Annotated in this window: 18 protein-coding genes; 4 read left to right on the top strand and 14 right to left on the bottom strand. The window is 70.9% G+C overall.

Going from position 1 to position 15,455, the window contains the following annotated elements; translation table 11 throughout:
* Positions 1 to 29: 29 nt before the first annotated feature.
* Positions 30 to 626 (bottom strand): TetR/AcrR family transcriptional regulator, encoded by a 597-nt coding sequence (locus ACFYX3_RS07420; RefSeq protein ID WP_389009178.1) that lies wholly within the window; start codon positions 624 to 626, stop codon positions 30 to 32.
* The gene (locus tag ACFYX3_RS07415) at positions 626 to 946 is read right to left on the bottom strand and encodes a DMT family transporter (RefSeq protein ID WP_382651389.1); all 321 of its coding nucleotides are present in this window, start codon (positions 944 to 946) and stop codon (positions 626 to 628) included. The genes ACFYX3_RS07420 and ACFYX3_RS07415 overlap by 1 nt, the downstream gene beginning before the upstream one ends.
* Positions 947 to 1,009: 63 nt before the next feature.
* On the opposite strand from ACFYX3_RS07415, the gene ACFYX3_RS07410 reads away from it, so the two are divergent.
* Positions 1,010 to 2,083, top strand: a complete 1,074-nt coding sequence (locus tag ACFYX3_RS07410; protein ID WP_389009174.1) for an oxidoreductase — start codon at positions 1,010 to 1,012, stop codon at positions 2,081 to 2,083.
* Between the two features lie 75 nt (positions 2,084 to 2,158).
* On the opposite strand, the gene ACFYX3_RS07405 is transcribed toward ACFYX3_RS07410, so the two are convergent.
* The 9 genes from ACFYX3_RS07405 to ACFYX3_RS07365 all read right to left on the bottom strand — a co-directional run bounded on the left by ACFYX3_RS07405 (position 2,159) and on the right by ACFYX3_RS07365 (position 9,708).
* Entirely contained in the window at positions 2,159 to 2,497 is a 339-nt protein-coding gene (locus ACFYX3_RS07405) for a metal-sulfur cluster assembly factor (protein WP_030205917.1), read from the bottom strand.
* Positions 2,494 to 2,955 carry a Fe-S cluster assembly sulfur transfer protein SufU gene (gene sufU, locus ACFYX3_RS07400; RefSeq protein WP_041128635.1) on the bottom strand — a complete coding sequence of 154 codons (462 nt, stop codon included), beginning with the start codon at positions 2,953 to 2,955 and terminating at the stop codon, positions 2,494 to 2,496. The genes ACFYX3_RS07405 and sufU overlap by 4 nt, the downstream gene beginning before the upstream one ends.
* Before the next feature lie 10 nt (positions 2,956 to 2,965).
* Complete coding sequence (locus ACFYX3_RS07395; RefSeq protein WP_116161625.1) at positions 2,966 to 4,234, bottom strand: cysteine desulfurase; 1,269 nt, start codon at positions 4,232 to 4,234, stop codon at positions 2,966 to 2,968.
* Complete coding sequence (sufC, locus tag ACFYX3_RS07390; RefSeq protein ID WP_041128637.1) at positions 4,231 to 4,995, bottom strand: Fe-S cluster assembly ATPase SufC; 765 nt, start codon at positions 4,993 to 4,995, stop codon at positions 4,231 to 4,233. Before sufC ends, ACFYX3_RS07395 begins: the two co-directional genes overlap by 4 nt.
* A gap of 7 nt (positions 4,996 to 5,002) precedes the next feature.
* Positions 5,003 to 5,320 carry a bifunctional 3-phenylpropionate/cinnamic acid dioxygenase ferredoxin subunit gene (locus ACFYX3_RS07385; RefSeq protein WP_376441240.1) on the bottom strand — a complete coding sequence of 106 codons (318 nt, stop codon included), beginning with the start codon at positions 5,318 to 5,320 and terminating at the stop codon, positions 5,003 to 5,005.
* Positions 5,320 to 6,501, bottom strand: coding sequence for a Fe-S cluster assembly protein SufD (gene sufD, locus ACFYX3_RS07380; protein ID WP_389009167.1), 1,182 nt, complete (start codon positions 6,499 to 6,501; stop codon positions 5,320 to 5,322). The genes ACFYX3_RS07385 and sufD overlap by 1 nt, the downstream gene beginning before the upstream one ends.
* Before the next feature lie 165 nt (positions 6,502 to 6,666).
* A complete protein-coding gene (gene sufB / locus ACFYX3_RS07375) occupies positions 6,667 to 8,082 on the bottom strand; it encodes a Fe-S cluster assembly protein SufB (RefSeq protein WP_352025133.1) in 1,416 nt (471 codons plus the stop codon).
* The gene (locus ACFYX3_RS07370) at positions 8,079 to 8,804 is read right to left on the bottom strand and encodes a helix-turn-helix transcriptional regulator (protein ID WP_389009163.1); all 726 of its coding nucleotides are present in this window, start codon (positions 8,802 to 8,804) and stop codon (positions 8,079 to 8,081) included. The genes sufB and ACFYX3_RS07370 overlap by 4 nt, the downstream gene beginning before the upstream one ends.
* 103 nt (positions 8,805 to 8,907) lie before the next feature.
* Positions 8,908 to 9,708 (bottom strand): DUF72 domain-containing protein, encoded by an 801-nt coding sequence (locus tag ACFYX3_RS07365; RefSeq protein ID WP_389009160.1) that lies wholly within the window; start codon positions 9,706 to 9,708, stop codon positions 8,908 to 8,910.
* Positions 9,709 to 9,812: 104 nt separating this feature from the next.
* Here ACFYX3_RS07365 and ACFYX3_RS07360 point away from each other — a divergent pair, with 104 nt between their 5' ends.
* The 3 genes from ACFYX3_RS07360 to ACFYX3_RS07350 all read left to right on the top strand — a co-directional run bounded on the left by ACFYX3_RS07360 (position 9,813) and on the right by ACFYX3_RS07350 (position 12,649).
* Positions 9,813 to 10,763: an ABC transporter ATP-binding protein gene (locus ACFYX3_RS07360; protein WP_376586406.1), complete on the top strand. Its 951-nt coding sequence runs from the start codon at positions 9,813 to 9,815 to the stop codon at positions 10,761 to 10,763.
* Between the two features lie 88 nt (positions 10,764 to 10,851).
* Positions 10,852 to 11,616 carry an ABC transporter permease gene (locus tag ACFYX3_RS07355; RefSeq protein WP_389009156.1) on the top strand — a complete coding sequence of 255 codons (765 nt, stop codon included), beginning with the start codon at positions 10,852 to 10,854 and terminating at the stop codon, positions 11,614 to 11,616.
* 64 nt (positions 11,617 to 11,680) lie between these two features.
* A complete protein-coding gene (locus ACFYX3_RS07350; protein ID WP_376586461.1) occupies positions 11,681 to 12,649 on the top strand; it encodes a heme A synthase in 969 nt (322 codons plus the stop codon).
* A 22-nt stretch (positions 12,650 to 12,671) separates the two neighbouring features.
* Here the strand turns inward: ACFYX3_RS07350 and ACFYX3_RS07345 are convergent, their stop codons facing one another.
* From ACFYX3_RS07345 to ACFYX3_RS07335, 3 genes are all read right to left on the bottom strand, one after another.
* The gene (locus ACFYX3_RS07345) at positions 12,672 to 13,766 is read right to left on the bottom strand and encodes an amidohydrolase (RefSeq protein WP_389009153.1); all 1,095 of its coding nucleotides are present in this window, start codon (positions 13,764 to 13,766) and stop codon (positions 12,672 to 12,674) included.
* A 70-nt stretch (positions 13,767 to 13,836) separates the two neighbouring features.
* Positions 13,837 to 14,157, bottom strand: coding sequence for a hypothetical protein (locus ACFYX3_RS07340; RefSeq protein WP_362645642.1), 321 nt, complete (start codon positions 14,155 to 14,157; stop codon positions 13,837 to 13,839).
* Between the two features lie 100 nt (positions 14,158 to 14,257).
* The gene (locus ACFYX3_RS07335; protein ID WP_376586463.1) at positions 14,258 to 15,211 is read right to left on the bottom strand and encodes a heme o synthase; all 954 of its coding nucleotides are present in this window, start codon (positions 15,209 to 15,211) and stop codon (positions 14,258 to 14,260) included.
* Positions 15,212 to 15,455: the final 244 nt, after the last annotated feature.

The raw sequence follows: 15,455 nt of genomic DNA, 5'->3' as shown, positions 1-15,455 counted from the left end.
GGGCGGGCCCCGGCGCGGGCCAACCGGTCTCAGGTGTCGGTCGGCCGCGTGGGCGGTTCCGACGAGGTCCCGGCCTGCCGTTTCGGGTCTTCGTTCAGGATCCGGGCCAGCATCTCCCGGGCGTACCCCTCGTCGTACGGGACGCCGGTGAGCAGCACCTGGAGGCTGATGCCGTCCATGAGGGCGACCAGGGCGCGGGCGGTGACGGGTCCCGTGCGCGGGGCGAGGGCGGAGACGACCTCGTCGGCCCACTCGGCGGCGACGGGGCGCAGGGCGGGGCGGCGCAGGGCGGCGAGGTAGAGCTCGTACTCCAGCTCCACCCCGGTGCGCTCGGCGGACAGCCACTCCCCCATGAGTGCGGCCAGGCCGGCGGCCAGGTCGGGCGCGGTGATCTCGGGTCCCTGCCGGAGGCGGGTGCCGAAGGTGCCGTTGACCCGGTGGAGCGCGGCGACGAGGAGTTCGTCGAGGGAGGCGAAGTGGTACGTGGTGGAGCCGAGCGGCACGTCGGCCTCGGCGGCCACCGTGCGGTGGCTGAGGCCGGCGATCCCGGCGCGGCCGACGACGGCGAGGGCGGCGTCGACGATCCGCTCGCGCCGGTCGGGGTCGTGTCTGCGGGTGCGGGCCATCAGTGCGCGCCGCCGAGGTTGAGGACGACGACGCCGGCGATGATCAGGGCGATTCCGGCGATCTTGGCGGCGCTCAGGCTCTCACCGAGGAGGAGGTAGCCGATGAGGGCGACGACGGCGGTGCCGACTCCGGACCAGATGGCGTAGGCGGTGCCGATCTGGAGCGTCTTGAGCGCCTGGGCGAGGAGCGCGAAGGAGACGAGGTAGCCGACGCCGGTGAGGAGGGAGGGCCAGAGCCTGCTGAAGCCCTCGCTGTACTTCATCGAGGTGGTGGCGAATATCTCCGCGGCGATGGCGCCCGCGAGCAGTCCGTAACCCATGTGTACGAGCGTACACAGCAGCGCGTACGGGTGTACATGTCAGCCACCGATACGGTGTCCCGCATGACGTATCCCCCAGGCCCGCCGGGTCCGCCGTACGGCTACGGCTATCCGCCGCCGCCCCCGCCGCCGCAACCCGGCGTGATACCCCTGGCGCCGCTCGGCTTCGGCACGATCCTGTCCGGCGCCTTCTCGACCATCGGCCGCCACTGGAAGCAGTTGCTCGGGGTGACGGGGGCCGCTTACGGCGGCGCGCTCCTGGTCGTCGGGGCGGCGCTCGGCATCGCGTACGCCGCCGTCGGCGACCTCCTGCCCGAGGTGTTCGACCTGCCCGACGGCCAGGACCCGCGGTGGGACGACATCCGGCCGGTGATCATCGCCTTCGTCTGCGTCTGGCTCGTCGCCGTGGTGGCGATGGTCTGCGCGAACACCGTGGTGGCGGCGGCCTGCCCGGCCGTGGTCCAGGAGGCGGTCCTCGGCCGGCCCACGACCTTCCGCGCGGTCTGGCGCCGCTCCTGGTCCCGGATGCCGGCCGTCCTGGGCACGGTGGTGCTGACGGGCCTCGCCCTGGTGGTCCCGCTGGCGCTGTTCGCCGTGGCCTTCGTCTGGATGGTCACGGCGCTGCTCGTGGCCGCGGACGAATCGACGGGCACCCCGGTGACCGGCCTGCTGCTCGTCCCCCTGGTCGCCATCGGCGCGGCCCTGCTCATCGCCCCGCTCGCGCTGTGGATCTGGGTGAAGTTCAGCCTGGCCCCGGCGGCGGCCGTGATGGAGGGGCAGGGCGCCTTCGCCTCGATGCGCCGCTCCTCGTCCCTGGTCCGCGGCTCGTGGTGGCGCGTGTTCGGCTGCCTGCTCGCGGCCGGTCTGATGGCCTCCCTGGTGAGCGGGCTGATCCAGCAGGCGCTCTCGCTCCTCGTCTCGGTCCCGCTCTCGGCCACCGACTACTCCGGGGACGACCGGGGCGCCCTGATCGCCTCCCTCGCGACCCTCGTCGGCTTCCTGGTCGTCGGCCAGATGGTCGTCCAGGCGGTCGTCTCGCTCTTCCCGCCGGTCGTCACCGGTCTGCTCTACGTCGACCAGCGCATCCGCAAGGAGAACCTGGCCCCGGAGCTGGCCCGCGCGGCCGGACTCCTCTAGACACGCGGAACGGCCGCTAGACACGCGGAACGGCCGCGCCCCGAAGGGCGCGGCCGTTCTCACGTACACCTGCGATCAGACGTTGAAGCCGAGCGCGCGGAGCTGCTCGCGGCCGTCGTCCGTGATCTTGTCCGGGCCCCACGGGGGCATCCAGACCCAGTTGATCTTCAGCTCGCTGACGATGCCGTCCGTCGCGGACTTCGCCTGGTCCTCGATCACATCGGTCAGCGGACAGGCCGCCGACGTCAGGGTCATGTCCAGCGTCGCGACGTTCGAGTCGTCGATGTGGATGCCGTAGATCAGGCCCAGGTTGACGACGTCGATGCCCAGCTCGGGGTCGACGACGTCGTACAGCGCCTCACGGACTTCTTCCTCGGAGGCCGGCTTCATCGTGGCCTCGGCGTTCTCGGTCATGCCGACTTCCTCTCCGCGTCACCCAGCGCCTGGGCGGTCGCGTCCTTCCACGCCATCCAGCTGAGCAGCGCGCACTTCACACGGGCCGGGTACTTGGAGACCCCGGCGAACGCGACCGCGTCCTCCAGGACCTCCTCCATCGCGTCGTCCGGCTCGATCTGGCCCTTGGACTGCATCAGCTCCAGGAAGGTGCCCTGGATCTTCTGCGCCTCGGCCAGCTCCTTGCCGACGAGCAGCTCGTTGAGGACGGACGCCGAGGCCTGGCTGATGGAGCAGCCCTGGCCCTCGTACGACACGTCCTCGATGCGCGAGCCGTCGTACTTCACGCGGAGCGTGATCTCGTCGCCGCACGTCGGGTTGACGTGGTGCACCTCGGCGTCGCCGTCCCGAAGACCGCGCCCGTGCGGGTGCTTGTAGTGGTCCAGGATGACGTCCTGGTACATCGAATCCAGCTTCACGAGGTGTCCCCTAGCCGAAGAAGTTCCGGACGTGCTCCAGACCCTCGACCAGGGCGTCGACCTCGGCCGGGGTGGAGTACAGATAGAACGACGCCCGCGTGGTCGCAGGAATTCCGTACCGCAGGCAGACCGGCCGCGCGCAGTGGTGGCCGACCCGGACCGCGATGCCCTGCTCGTCGAGGACCTGGCCCACGTCGTGCGGGTGGATGTCGCCCAGGGTGAAGGAGATCGCCGCGCCGCGGTCCTCGGCCGTGGTGGGGCCGATGATCCGCAGGTCGGGAACCTCCTGGAGGCGCCGGACGGCGTACTCGGTGATCGCGTGCTCGTGGCGCGCGATGTTCTCCATGCCGATCGCCGACAGGTAGTCCACGGCCGCGCCGAGGCCGACGGCCTGGGCGATCGGGGGCGTACCCGCCTCGAACTTGTGCGGGGCCGGCGCGTACGTCGAGGAGTGCATCGAGACGGTCTCGATCATCTCGCCGCCGCCGAGGAAGGGCGGGAGGTCCTCCAGGAGCTCCTGCCGTCCCCACAGCACGCCGATGCCGGTCGGGCCGCACATCTTGTGGCCGGTGAAGGCCACGAAGTCGGCCTGGAGCGCCTGCACGTCCAGGACCATGTGCGGGGCCGCCTGGGAGGCGTCGATGCAGACGAGCGCACCGACCTCCTGGGCACGACGGATGATCGTCTCCACCGGGTTGATCGTGCCCAGCAGGTTCGAGACCAGCGTGAACGAGACGATCTTGGTCTTCTCGGTGATGACCTCCTCGATGTTCGAGAGGTCGAGACGGCCGTCGTCGGTGAGGCCGAACCACTTCAGCTTCGCGCCCGTGCGCTGCGAGAGCAGCTGCCACGGCACGATGTTGGAGTGGTGCTCCATCTCCGTGATCGCGATCTCGGTCTCGTGGTCCACGCGGTAGGGCTCGTCGGCCCAGCCCAGCATGTTGGCCACGAGGTTGAGCGACTCGGAGGCGTTCTTGGTGAAGATCACCTCGTCGCGGCTCGGCGCGTTGATGAAGGCCGCGATCTTGTCACGGGCGCCCTCGTACAGCGCCGTCGCCTCCTCGGCGACCGTGTAGACGCCGCGGTGGACGTTGGCGTTGTGACGCTCGTAGTACTGGTTGAGCGCGTCGAGGACCTGCCGCGGCTTCTGCGAGGTCGCCGCGGAGTCGAGGTACACGATCTTCTTGCCGTCGTGGACCACGCGATCCAGGAGCGGGAAGTCCTTGCGGATCGCCTCGGTGTCGAGGAGGCCGGTCAGCCCCTGATGGGCGGAAGTCACGCGGATGCGCCACCCTTCACGTACTTGTCGTAGCCCTCGTTCTCCAGCTGGTCGGCGAGCTCGGCGCCGCCGGACTCGACGATGCGGCCGTTCGCGAACACGTGCACGAAGTCGGGCTTGATGTAGCGCAGGATGCGCGTGTAGTGGGTGATCAGCAGGGTGCCGACCTCACCGGTCTCGCGGACGCGGTTGACGCCCTCGGAGACGATGCGCAGGGCGTCGACGTCGAGGCCGGAGTCGGTCTCGTCGAGGATCGCGATCTTCGGCTTGAGAAGCTCCAGCTGGAGGATCTCGTGGCGCTTCTTCTCGCCGCCGGAGAAGCCCTCGTTCACGTTGCGCTCGGCGAAGGCCGGGTCCATCTGGAGCTGCTCCATCGCGGACTTGACCTCCTTCACCCAGGTGCGCAGCTTGGGCGCCTCGCCGCGGACGGCGGTGGCGGAGGTGCGCAGGAAGTTGGAGACCGAGACGCCGGGGACCTCGACCGGGTACTGCATGGCGAGGAAGACGCCGGCGCGGGCGCGCTCGTCGACCGACATCTCCAGGACGTCCTCACCGTCGAGGGTGACGGTGCCGCCGGTGACGGTGTACTTCGGGTGACCGGCGAGGGAGTACGCCAGGGTCGACTTGCCGGAGCCGTTGGGGCCCATGACGGCGTGCGTCTCGCCCTGCTTGATGGTCAGGTCGACGCCCTTGAGGATCTCGCGGGGGCCGTTCTCCGCCTCGACGGAGACGTGCAGGTCGTGGATTTCAAGCGTAGCCATGGGTGACTCAGGACTCCTGGGTGACGGAGACGAGCACATCGTCCCCTTCGATCTTGACGGGGTATACGGGGACGGGGCGCGTCGCGGGAAGGCCGGAGGGCTTGCCGGTGCGCAGGTCGAAGCTGGAGCCGTGCAGCCAGCACTCGATCGCGCAGTCCTCGACCTCGCCCTCGGAGAGGGAGACGTTCGCGTGCGAGCAGATGTCGTTGATCGCGAACACCTCGCCCTCGGTGCTGACGACCGACACCGGCGTGCCGTCGACCTCGACCCGCTTCGGGGTGTCGGCCTCCAGCTCGCTCAGCGCGCAGACTCGGACGAAGGCCATCAGACGGAGGCCTCCAGCTCGGCCTCGATCTTGGCGAGGAGGCGCTCCTGGACGTCCGGCAGACCGATCTGCTGGACGAGCTCCGCGAAGAAGCCGCGGACGACGAGGCGGCGGGCCTCGGCCTCCGGGATGCCGCGGGCCATCAGGTAGAAGAGCTGCTCGTCGTCGAAGCGGCCGGTGGCCGAGGCGTGACCGGCGCCGGCGATCTCGCCGGTCTCGATCTCCAGGTTCGGCACGGAGTCGACCCGGGCGCCGTCCGTGAGGACCAGGTTCCGGTTGAGCTCGTACGTGTCGGTGCCCTCGGCCGCGGCCCGGATGAGCACGTCGCCGATCCAGACGGCGTGCGCGTCCTGGCCCTGCAGCGCGCCCTTGTAGGCCACGTTGGACTTGCAGTGCGGGGTGTTGTGGTCGACCAGGAGGCGGTGCTCCTGGTGCTGGCCGGCGTCGGTGAAGTAGAGGCCGAAGAGCTCGGCCTCGCCGCCGGGGGCCGCGTACCGCACGCGCGGGTGGATGCGGACGACGTCGCCGCCGAAGGTGACGACGACCGACTTGAAGGAGGCGTCGCGGCCGACCAGCGCGTTGTGCTGGGCGACGTGGACGGCGTTCTCGTCCCAGTCCTGGACGGAGACGACGGTCAGCTTGGCGCCGTCGCCGAGGACGTAGTCCACGTTGGCGGCGAGCACGGCGTCACCGGTGTGGTCGAGGACCACGACGGCCTCGGCGAAGGCGCCGAGCTCGATCACCTGGTGGCCGAAGGCGACGCCGCCCTGGCCGTGCACGGAGATGCGGATCGGCTCGGTGAGCACCGCCTCCTTGGCGACGGTGATGACGCCGGCCTTCTCGAAGGAGGAGTACGCCTGGGCGGCGACGCGGTCGACGGGCGTGCCGGCCTTGCCGAGGCGCTCGTCGTCGCGGCCGACGGTCTCCACGGTGACGCCCTCGGGGGCCTCGACCTCGACCTTGACGCCCTCGCCGGAGGCGACGGCGGTGCCGTCGTGGAGGCCGCGCAGTCGCGCCAGCGGGGTGAACCGCCACTCCTCCTCGCGGCCGTGCGGGACGGGGAAGTCCGCGACGTCGAAGGACGGGGGCGCGCTCATGCGCGTGGCGACGGTGGACTCGGCGGCCACCGCGATCGAGCCGGCGGTGGTGGAGCCCGCCGGGATGTTCTGAGCCTCAGCCATGGCTGTCGTCTTGCTCTCTTCCTGCCTCGTCTTACGGGCCCGCCCCGTGCGGTGGGCCGGTCCGGCCGGGCGCCTCGCGGCGCCGGCCGGGAACCTGCCGTCGTGCGGCGGACTCGCGGGGCTCAGCGACTGAGCCCGGGTCGTTTGCCTGGTCTGCGGGGCGCTCTAGCCCACCGCGCCTTCCATCTGCAGCTCGATCAGCCGGTTGAGCTCCAGGGCGTACTCCATGGGGAGCTCCTTGGCGATGGGCTCGACGAAGCCGCGGACGATCATCGCCATGGCCTCGAACTCGGTGAGGCCGCGGCTCATCAGGTAGAAGAGCTGGTCCTCGGAGACCTTGGAGACGGTGGCCTCGTGGCCCATGGAGACGTCGTCCTCGCGCACGTCCACGTAGGGGTACGTGTCGGAGCGGGAGATCGTGTCGACGAGCAGCGCGTCGCAGAGGACGTTGGACTTGGCGCCCGGGGCACCCTCGCCGATCTCGATGAGACCGCGGTAGGAGGTGCGGCCGCCGCCTCGCGCCACCGACTTGGAGACGATGTTGGAGGAGGTGTTCGGGGCCATGTGGACCATCTTGGCGCCGGCGTCCTGGTGCTGGCCCTCGCCCGCGAAGGCGATGGACAGGGTCTCGCCCTTGGCGTGCTCGCCCATGAGGTAGACGGCCGGGTACTTCATGGTGACCTTGGAGCCGATGTTGCCGTCGACCCACTCCATGGTGGCGCCCTCGTAGGCGACGGCGCGCTTGGTCACCAGGTTGTAGACGTTGTTCGACCAGTTCTGGATCGTCGTGTAGCGGCAGCGGCCGCCCTTCTTCACGATGATCTCGACGACGGCGCTGTGCAGCGAGTCCGAGGAGTAGATCGGGGCGGTGCAGCCCTCGACGTAGTGGACGTAGGCGTCCTCGTCGACGATGATCAGCGTCCGCTCGAACTGGCCCATGTTCTCCGTGTTGATGCGGAAGTAGGCCTGGAGCGGGATCTCGACGTGCACGCCCTTCGGCACGTAGATGAACGAGCCGCCGGACCAGACGGCCGTGTTCAGGGAGGCGAACTTGTTGTCGCCGACCGGGATGACGGTGCCGAAGTACTCCTTGAAGAGCTCCTCGTGCTCCTTCAGCGCGGTGTCGGTGTCGACGAAGATGACGCCCTGCTCCTCCAGGTCCTCGCGGATCTGGTGGTAGACGACCTCGGACTCGTACTGGGCGGCGACACCGGCGACGAGGCGCTGCTTCTCCGCCTCCGGGATGCCGAGCTTGTCGTACGTGTTCTTGATGTCCTCCGGCAGGTCCTCCCAGGACTCGGCCTGCTTCTCGGTGGACCGCACGAAGTACTTGATGTTGTCGAAGTCGATGCCCGACAGGTCGGAGCCCCAGGTCGGCATGGGCTTCTTGTCGAAGAGGCGCAGACCCTTGAGACGCAGCTTGAGCATCCACTCGGGCTCGTTCTTCTTCGAGGAGATGTCGCGGACGACGTCCTCGTTGAGACCGCGCTTGGCGGCGGCACCGGCCGCGTCGGAGTCGGCCCAGCCGTACTCGTACCGACCCAGGCCCTCGAGCTCGGGGTGGCTGATCTCGGTGGTCATGCGGGGTTCCTCCCGGCCGTGCTTGCGGATGCTGATTCGGTGGTCTGTGGGGCGCCGTGCGGGATGAACGTGGTGCAGACGCCGTCACCATGCGCGATGGTGGCCAGACGCTGGACGTGCGTTCCCAGGAGGCGGGAGAAGAACTCCGTCTCCGCCTCGCACAGCTGTGGGTACTGCTCGGCGACGTGGGCTACCGGGCAGTGGTGCTGGCAGAGCTGCTCGCCGACCGGCGCGTTCCGCGCAGTGGCAGCGTACCCGTCCGCCGTGAGGGCCTTGGCCAGCGCCTCGGTCCGCTGCTCGGGCTCGGCCGACTCGACCGCCTCACGGTACGCCCCGGCCTGGGCCTCGATCCGGTCGCGGGCGAAGGCGGCGACGGCCGCCTCCCCTCCGGCGTTGCGCTCGATCCAGCGGAGCGCCTCGACGGCGAGGGAGTCGTACGACTGGTCGAAGGCGTCCCGGCCGCAGTCGGTGAGCGCGAAGACCTTCGCGGGGCGACCGCGGGACCGGGTCCCGTAGACGCGCTGCTCGCGGGCTTCGACGACGTTCTCGGCGACCAGCGAGTCGAGGTGGCGGCGGACGGCGGCCTGGGTGAGGCCGAGCCGCCCGGCGAGGTCGGCGACGGTCGAGGGACCGTGGTCCAGGATCGACCGCGCGACCCGGTTGCGCGTCGAACGCTCTCGGGTCGCGAGTTCCTCCACCGGAGCCGCGCCAACGTTTTTCACAACGCCATTGTTGCGTAATTAATCGGGGAGTGACAAGCGGCGCCCTGACCGGCGACGATGTCGTGCGTCACTCAGGTAAGGCTTACCTGGCCTGCGGAAACGATCATTCGTGGGATGAATCACGACCGCCCCGACCAGCGGTTTCCCGGCCCTCGGCCGGCACGGCCACCCTCCGGCCCGCCTCGCTCATCAGGCGCCGGAAGGAGGCCGCGTCACGGACCGCCTCCACGCCCGGATCGTTGTTGAAATAGACGTAGGCGTCGGCCCCCTCCGGCCAGCCCTCGACGATCCGCCCGGCCCACCCCTCCAGCGCCCGGCGGCCGTACGCGGGCCAGGGCCGGGCCCGGCCCTCGTGCAGCCGCAGATAGCACCAGTCCGCCGTCCGCCACAGCGGCGTCACCGGTCTCGACCGCCGGTCCGCCCAGCAGAGCGCGGCACCCCGCTCCACCAGCACCGCCTCGGTCCGGTCCGTCCACCACGAGGCGTGCCGAGGCTCGACGGCGACCCGCACCCCCGCCGGGAAACAGCCGAGGACCACGTCGAGCAGCCCGGGGTCGGCCCGCAGCGACGGCGGGAACTGGAGCAGCACCGGCCCGAGCCGGTCCCCGAGCCCCTCCGCCCGCTCCATCAGCTGCGCCACCATCCCCTCCGGCTCCCGCAGCCGCTCGACGTGCGTCAGCCGGCGGTTCGCCTTGACCGCCATCACGAAGCCCTCGGGCGTCCGCTTCCGCCAGGTGGCGAAGGTGTCGCGCTCGGGCAGCCCGTAGAAGGCGCTGTTGTTCTCCACGGTGGCGAACCGGCGCGCGTACTCCTCCAGCCAGAGCCGCTGCGGCACGCCCTCGGGATAGAACGTGCCCCGCCAGTCCTTGTACTGCCACCCCGAGGTGCCCACGAAGACCGTCATACGGATCCCCTGCCCCGTCCGCGGCCGCTCATCCGGCGCCGCCCCGGGCACCCCCGCCGGGGGCGCGGCCCGTCCCGTACCGGCGGGTCCTTAGACTTCCCGGCATGCACGGGAAGCCCTCACCGAGTGAATCCGCCGACGCCGCCGTCCGCGTCCGCGGCCTGGTCAAGCGGTACGGCGCAAAGACCGCCGTCGACGGCCTCGACCTCGACGTGCGCGCGGGCACCGTCACCGCCGTCCTCGGCCCCAACGGGGCCGGCAAGACCACCACCATCGAGACCTGCGAGGGCTACCGCAGGCCCGACGCCGGCACCGTCCGCGTCCTCGGCCTCGACCCGGTCGCCGACGCCGCCGCCCTGCGCCCCAGGATCGGCGTGATGCTCCAGTCCGGCGGCGTCTACTCCGGCGCCCGCGCCGACGAGATGCTCCGCCACATGGCCAAGCTGCACGCCCACCCCCTGGACGTCGACGCCCTGATCGAGCGACTCGGCCTCGGCTCCTGCGGCCGCACCACCTACCGGCGCCTCTCCGGCGGCCAGCAGCAGCGCCTCGCGCTCGCCATGGCCGTCGTCGGCCGCCCGGAGCTCGTCTTCCTCGACGAGCCCACCGCCGGACTCGACCCGCAGGCCCGCCGCGCCACCTGGGACCTGGTCCGCGAGCTGCGCGCCGACGGCGTGACCGTGGTCCTCACCACCCACTTCATGCACGAGGCCGAGGAGCTCGCCGACGACGTCGCCATCGTCGACGGCGGCCGGGTCGCCGCCCAGGGCAGCCCCGAGGAGCTCTGCCGCGGCGGCGCCGAGAACACCCTGCGCTTCACCGGCCGCCCCGGCCTCGACCTCGGCTCCCTGCTCAAGGCGCTGCCGGACGGCTCGGCCGCCGCGGAGCCCCTCCCCGGCACGTACCGGATCACCGGCACCGTCGACCCGCAGCTGCTCGCCACGGTCACCACCTGGTGCGCCCAGCACGGCGTCATGCCGGACGGCATCGCCGTCGAGCGCCACACCCTCGAAGACGTTTTTCTTGAGCTGACCGGCAAGGAGCTGAGGTCATGAAGTCGGGCGCCACCATGCCCTGCCGGAGGTCCGGGGGTCGTCCCCCGGGCAAGCACAGCCTGGAGCTGACCGGCAAGGAGCTGAGGTCGTGAGCACCGGTACCTACTCCCCGAAGCCGGGGGCCGCCCCCGTCGGGCGGATGATCACCGCGCAGACCGCCCTGGAGACCAGGATGCTGCTGCGCAACGGCGAGCAGCTGCTGCTGACGGTGATCATCCCCTCGCTGCTCCTGGTCCTGTTCTCCAAGGTCGACATCGTCGACACGGGCGCCGGCAAGGCCGTCGACTTCCTCGCCCCCGGCGTCCTCGCACTGGCCGTGATGTCCACCGCCTTCACCGGCCAGGCCATCGCCACCGGTTTCGAGCGGCGGTACGGCGTGCTCAAGCGGCTCGGCGCCTCACCGCTCCCCCGCTGGGCGCTCATGACCGCGAAGACGCTCTCCGTCCTGGTGACGGAGGTCCTCCAGGTCGCACTCCTGACGGCGATCGCCCTGGCGCTCGGCTGGTCCCCGCAGGGCAACCCCCTGTCGGTCCTGCTGCTCCTGGTCCTCGGCACGGCCGCCTTCTCCGGACTCGGCCTGCTCATGGCCGGCACCCTGAAGGCCGAGGCCACCCTGGCCGCCGCGAACCTGGTCTTCCTGCTGCTCCTGGTCGGCGGCGGGGTCATCGTCCCGCTGGAGAAGTTCGGCGCCGCGGGCGACGTGCTCGCCCTGCTCCCGATCTCCGCGCTCTCCGACGGCCTGCGCGACGTCCTCCAGAACGGGGCGTCGATGCCGTGGGGCGACGCGTTCGTCCTGGCCGTCTGGGCGGTCCTGGGCCTCGGTGCGGCGGCGAGGTTCTTCCGCTGGGAGTAACCGTAAGGTTCCGTTCCGCCATATACGCCCCCCTCGTGAAAGCGCGCACAAGCGCCGCCCTACGATAGGGCCCGTGCAGACCCCCCTCGCCTCCATCGCCCAGCGCTGGACCCCGTCCCCCCGGACGCTCCGGCGCGCCGCGCTCGCAGCCGTCGTGATGAGCGTGCTCATCATCGTCACGGGCGGCGCGGTCCGGCTGACCGGTTCCGGTCTCGGCTGCGACACCTGGCCGAAGTGCACGGACGACAGCCTCATCGTGACGCCCGAGCAGGGCTACCGCGGCGCGATCGAGTTCGGCAACCGGATGCTGACGTACGTGCTGTCGGCGGCGGTCGGCTGGGCGATCGTCGCCGCCCGCTCCACCAAGCCGTGGCGCCGCGGGCTCACCCGGCTCGGCTGGGCCCAGTTCTGGATCGTGATGAGCAACGCCGTCATCGGCGGCATCACGGTGTGGATGGGCCTCAACCCGTGGACGGTGGCCGGCCACTTCATCGCCGCGAACTCCCTGCTCACGGTCGCCGTCATCACCTGGCACCGCACCGGCGAGGGCGACACCGCCCCCCGCCCGCGCGTGCCGCGCCCGGTCCGCAAGCTGTCCTGGGCGATCACGATCGTCTCCGCCCTGCTGATCGTGCTCGGCACGACGGTGACCGGCGCCGGCAAGCACGCCGGTGACAGCAGCGACGTCCCGCGCATGCCGTGGGACTGGACGAACGCCGCCCACGTCCACGCCGTCGCCGCCTGGATCGTCTGCGCCCTCGCCCTCGCGATGTGGCTGGTCCTGCGCGTGGTCGACGCCCCGGACGACACGAGGGCCCGCGCCCGCGACCTGCTGATCGTCCTCGTGGCGCAGGGCGGCATCGGCTACGTCCAGTACTTCACGGGCGTCCCCGAGCTCCTGGTCGCCGCCCACATGCTCGGCTCCTCGCTGATGTGGATCGCGGTCCTGCGGCTCGCCCTGAGCATGCGCGAGCGCCCGCTGCCCGTGCCGGGCATCCCTGCCCAGGCGGACCCGGAACTGGCGAAGGCCTGACGGTCCCACGATCCTGACGGGTCTACCGGCTCCCCGCGAGCCGGTAGACCCGTCTCGCGTTGTCCGCCGCGATCATCGTCGCCACCCGCTGCGCGTCCGTACGGGACCAGGCGCCGTCCATGACCCACTCCCCGAGCACCCGGGTGAGCGCCGAGCGGAACGCGTTCGCGGCGACCACGTGGAGCTCGGGCAGACCCTGGGCGCCGCTGGAGAACAGCAGCTTGCCGAAGGGCGCCCGTTCCAGGACCTCGGCGAGGACGGCCGCCGTCCGGGCCCCCGTGTGGGCGAGGACGGGGCCGAGGTCGGCGTACACGTGCGGGTGAAGTCCGGTCAGGTGTGCGGCCGCGCGGTGGTACGGGTAGCGGTGCAGCAGCACCAGGTCGGCGCCGAGCCCCGCGGTGGCGGCGGCGAAGCCGTTCAGGGCGGCCGGATCCTCCGTGTGCAGCTGGAGGGGGCGCCCCGCGGTGACCGCGGTCCAGAGCAGATGGCGCAGCAGGACGGGGTCCGTGAGCGGGCCGCCTGCCGGGCGTGCGGCGAGCCAGCCCCCGGCGGCCCCGCGGACCTCGCCGGGGCCCGGAGGTTCGGGCAGGGCCGCGAGCCCGCCCCGTACCCCCGACACCGAACTGAACGCGACCGCGTCCGCGGCGGCCCCGTGGACGGCTTCGGCGAGGTCGGCGAGGAAGTCCTCGACGGTGTCCGAGGCGTCCGCGACCCGCTCGGCGAGGGCTTCGAGGCGGACGATCTCGTGGGCCTCGGCGGCGCCCGCGGCGGCGAGCTCCGCGGGGCGCGTGAGGTCGCCGGGGAGGCCCGTGTCGACGAGGTAGGTGGAGATCCCGGAGGCGCGCAGGAGCCGGCGGCCGGCCTCGGCGGCGCCGAGTTCCCGGCGGCGGGCGAGGTAGCGGGCGGGCGGGCAGTGCGGCTCCAGACCGAGGAGCGGCGGGCACCAGCGGCGCACGGCGAAGCCGGTCTGGGTGTCGAAGAAGGTGGTGCCGGCGGCGGGCAGGACCTCGGCCCCGCCCAGGTGCGCGCCGAGCCGGGCCTCGAAGGTGCCGAGGCCGAGCTCCGTACGGAGCACCCCGTGGCAGTACTGGTCCACCAGGTGCGGCGTGTCGATCATCTCGGGGGGCTCCCTGTGTGGGCGTGTCTCCACACGTCCTAACGGGTGAGCCCCGCGCGAGGTTGTTGCCTCAGCTGTTGGAGGGACCGCCGACCTGGATGCCGGCCATCCGGGTCCACTCGTACGGGCCGGTGGCGACCTTGGCGGCGAACTCGCCGTCGAACTCCTCGTGGAGGGTCAGGCCGGCCTTCTCGGCGGCCTGCTGCGCGATCGCGTACGACTTCGCGACGAGGTCGCCCCAACCGCCGTCCGTGCCGACCAGGACGATCCGGGTGCCCGCCTGGCCGATGTGCGCGAGGTGTCCCTCGGCGCCGCCGTGCGCCTTGGAGAAGGCCTTGATCTCCTTGGCGAGCCTGGCCGCCCTGCGCTCTTCCTGCTTCGTTTCTGCCATGACACGGATGCTACCGAGCGGTAGAACGAACGGCGACGGCCGGGTCACGTGGCCTATCCCACGTGACCCGGCCGTCGAACCGGTCCGATCATCTGAGCGACTAGCGAAGGAAGGGGTCCACCGCGACCGCCACGAAGAGCAGGGAGACATAGGTGATGGACCAGTGGAAGAGGCGCATCTCCTTGAGCTTGGCGCCCGTCACCTCGGCCTTGGCGCGGTTGAGGAGCGCGTGCGCCTCCCAGAGCCAGAAGCCGCCGGTGAGCAGCGCCACCGCCGTGTAGAACCAACCCGTGTAGCCGAGCGGCGTGAGCAGCAGGGACACGGCGACCATGACCCAGCTGTAGATCACGATCTGCTTGGCGACGACCTTGTTGGAGGCGAGCACCGGCAGCATCGGCACGCCAGCGCGGGCGTAGTCGTCCTTCACCTTCATGGACAGCGGCCAGTAGTGCGGCGGCGTCCAGAAGAAGATGACGAGGAAGAGGATGACCGCGGCCCACGACATCGAGTTGGTCACGGCCGACCAGCCGATGAGCACCGGGAGGCAGCCGGCGATGCCGCCCCAGACGATGTTCTGCGCGGTGCGCCGCTTCAGGATCATCGTGTAGACGACGACGTAGAAGAGGAGCGCGCCGAGCGAGAGGGCGGCGGACAGCCAGTTGACGAGCAGGCCGAACCACAGCGTGGAGACCACGGCGAGGGTGAGTCCGAAGACCAGGCCCTCGCGCGGGGTGAGCACGCCGGTGACCAGCGGGCGCTGGGAGGTGCGGTCCATCAGTGCGTCGATGTCCCGGTCGATGTACATGTTCAGCGCGTTGGCGCCGCCCGCCGAGAGGTAGCCGCCGAAGCAGGTGGCGAGCACCAGCCAGAGGTTCGGCACACCCTGTTCGGCGAGGAACATCACCGGAACTGTCGTGATGAGCAGCAGTTCGATGATCCGCGGCTTGGTCAGCGCCACGAATGCCTTGACGCGGGCCCCGAACGGCCTATGGCCCCCCGGGCTGGGAGTCAAGACGACCCCTGCGGGTCGGGACTCGACGGCCGTCACGCACACCCCTGACAGAGAAATTCCCAGCAAGCTCCCCGAGTGAAGACGGGGTAAAGCTTGCGCGTACCACGCCACTGTAGACGTTGCCCAGACGCCGATCTTCGCGGGGGTGGGGTCGTGTTGGCGCGGTACGTCCCAAGGGGTGGACACCGTTCGAGGACGGCTCCGGGCGCGGCTCGGCAGGCGAACTCCCACGACCACCGGCACTCTTGCCGTGTCCCTCTATTTCTCCGCTCATATGAGGGGCATG

The organism is Streptomyces sp. NPDC002463 (assembly GCF_042889835.1).
GTDB lineage: Bacteria > Actinomycetota > Actinomycetes > Streptomycetales > Streptomycetaceae > Streptomyces > Streptomyces nymphaeiformis.
Note: the sequence above shows the minus strand (reverse complement) of the source record. Positions and strands in the feature narration are given on the sequence as shown.

Coding starts and splice junctions, on each gene's coding strand:
- sufB (WP_352025133.1), bottom strand. CDS start 8,082: ATGACCACCGAGATCAGCCACCCCGAGCTCGAGGGCCTGGGTCGGTAC.
- sufC (WP_041128637.1), bottom strand. CDS start 4,995: ATGGCTACGCTTGAAATCCACGACCTGCACGTCTCCGTCGAGGCGGAG.
- ACFYX3_RS07410 (WP_389009174.1), top strand. CDS start 1,010: ATGACGTATCCCCCAGGCCCGCCGGGTCCGCCGTACGGCTACGGCTAT.
- sufD (WP_389009167.1), bottom strand. CDS start 6,501: ATGGCTGAGGCTCAGAACATCCCGGCGGGCTCCACCACCGCCGGCTCG.
- ACFYX3_RS07340 (WP_362645642.1), bottom strand. CDS start 14,157: ATGGCAGAAACGAAGCAGGAAGAGCGCAGGGCGGCCAGGCTCGCCAAG.
- ACFYX3_RS07345 (WP_389009153.1), bottom strand. CDS start 13,766: ATGATCGACACGCCGCACCTGGTGGACCAGTACTGCCACGGGGTGCTC.
- ACFYX3_RS07405 (WP_030205917.1), bottom strand. CDS start 2,497: ATGACCGAGAACGCCGAGGCCACGATGAAGCCGGCCTCCGAGGAAGAA.
- ACFYX3_RS07415 (WP_382651389.1), bottom strand. CDS start 946: ATGGGTTACGGACTGCTCGCGGGCGCCATCGCCGCGGAGATATTCGCC.
- ACFYX3_RS07360 (WP_376586406.1), top strand. CDS start 9,813: ATGCACGGGAAGCCCTCACCGAGTGAATCCGCCGACGCCGCCGTCCGC.
- ACFYX3_RS07420 (WP_389009178.1), bottom strand. CDS start 626: ATGGCCCGCACCCGCAGACACGACCCCGACCGGCGCGAGCGGATCGTC.
- ACFYX3_RS07365 (WP_389009160.1), bottom strand. CDS start 9,708: ATGACGGTCTTCGTGGGCACCTCGGGGTGGCAGTACAAGGACTGGCGG.
- ACFYX3_RS07385 (WP_376441240.1), bottom strand. CDS start 5,320: ATGGCCTTCGTCCGAGTCTGCGCGCTGAGCGAGCTGGAGGCCGACACC.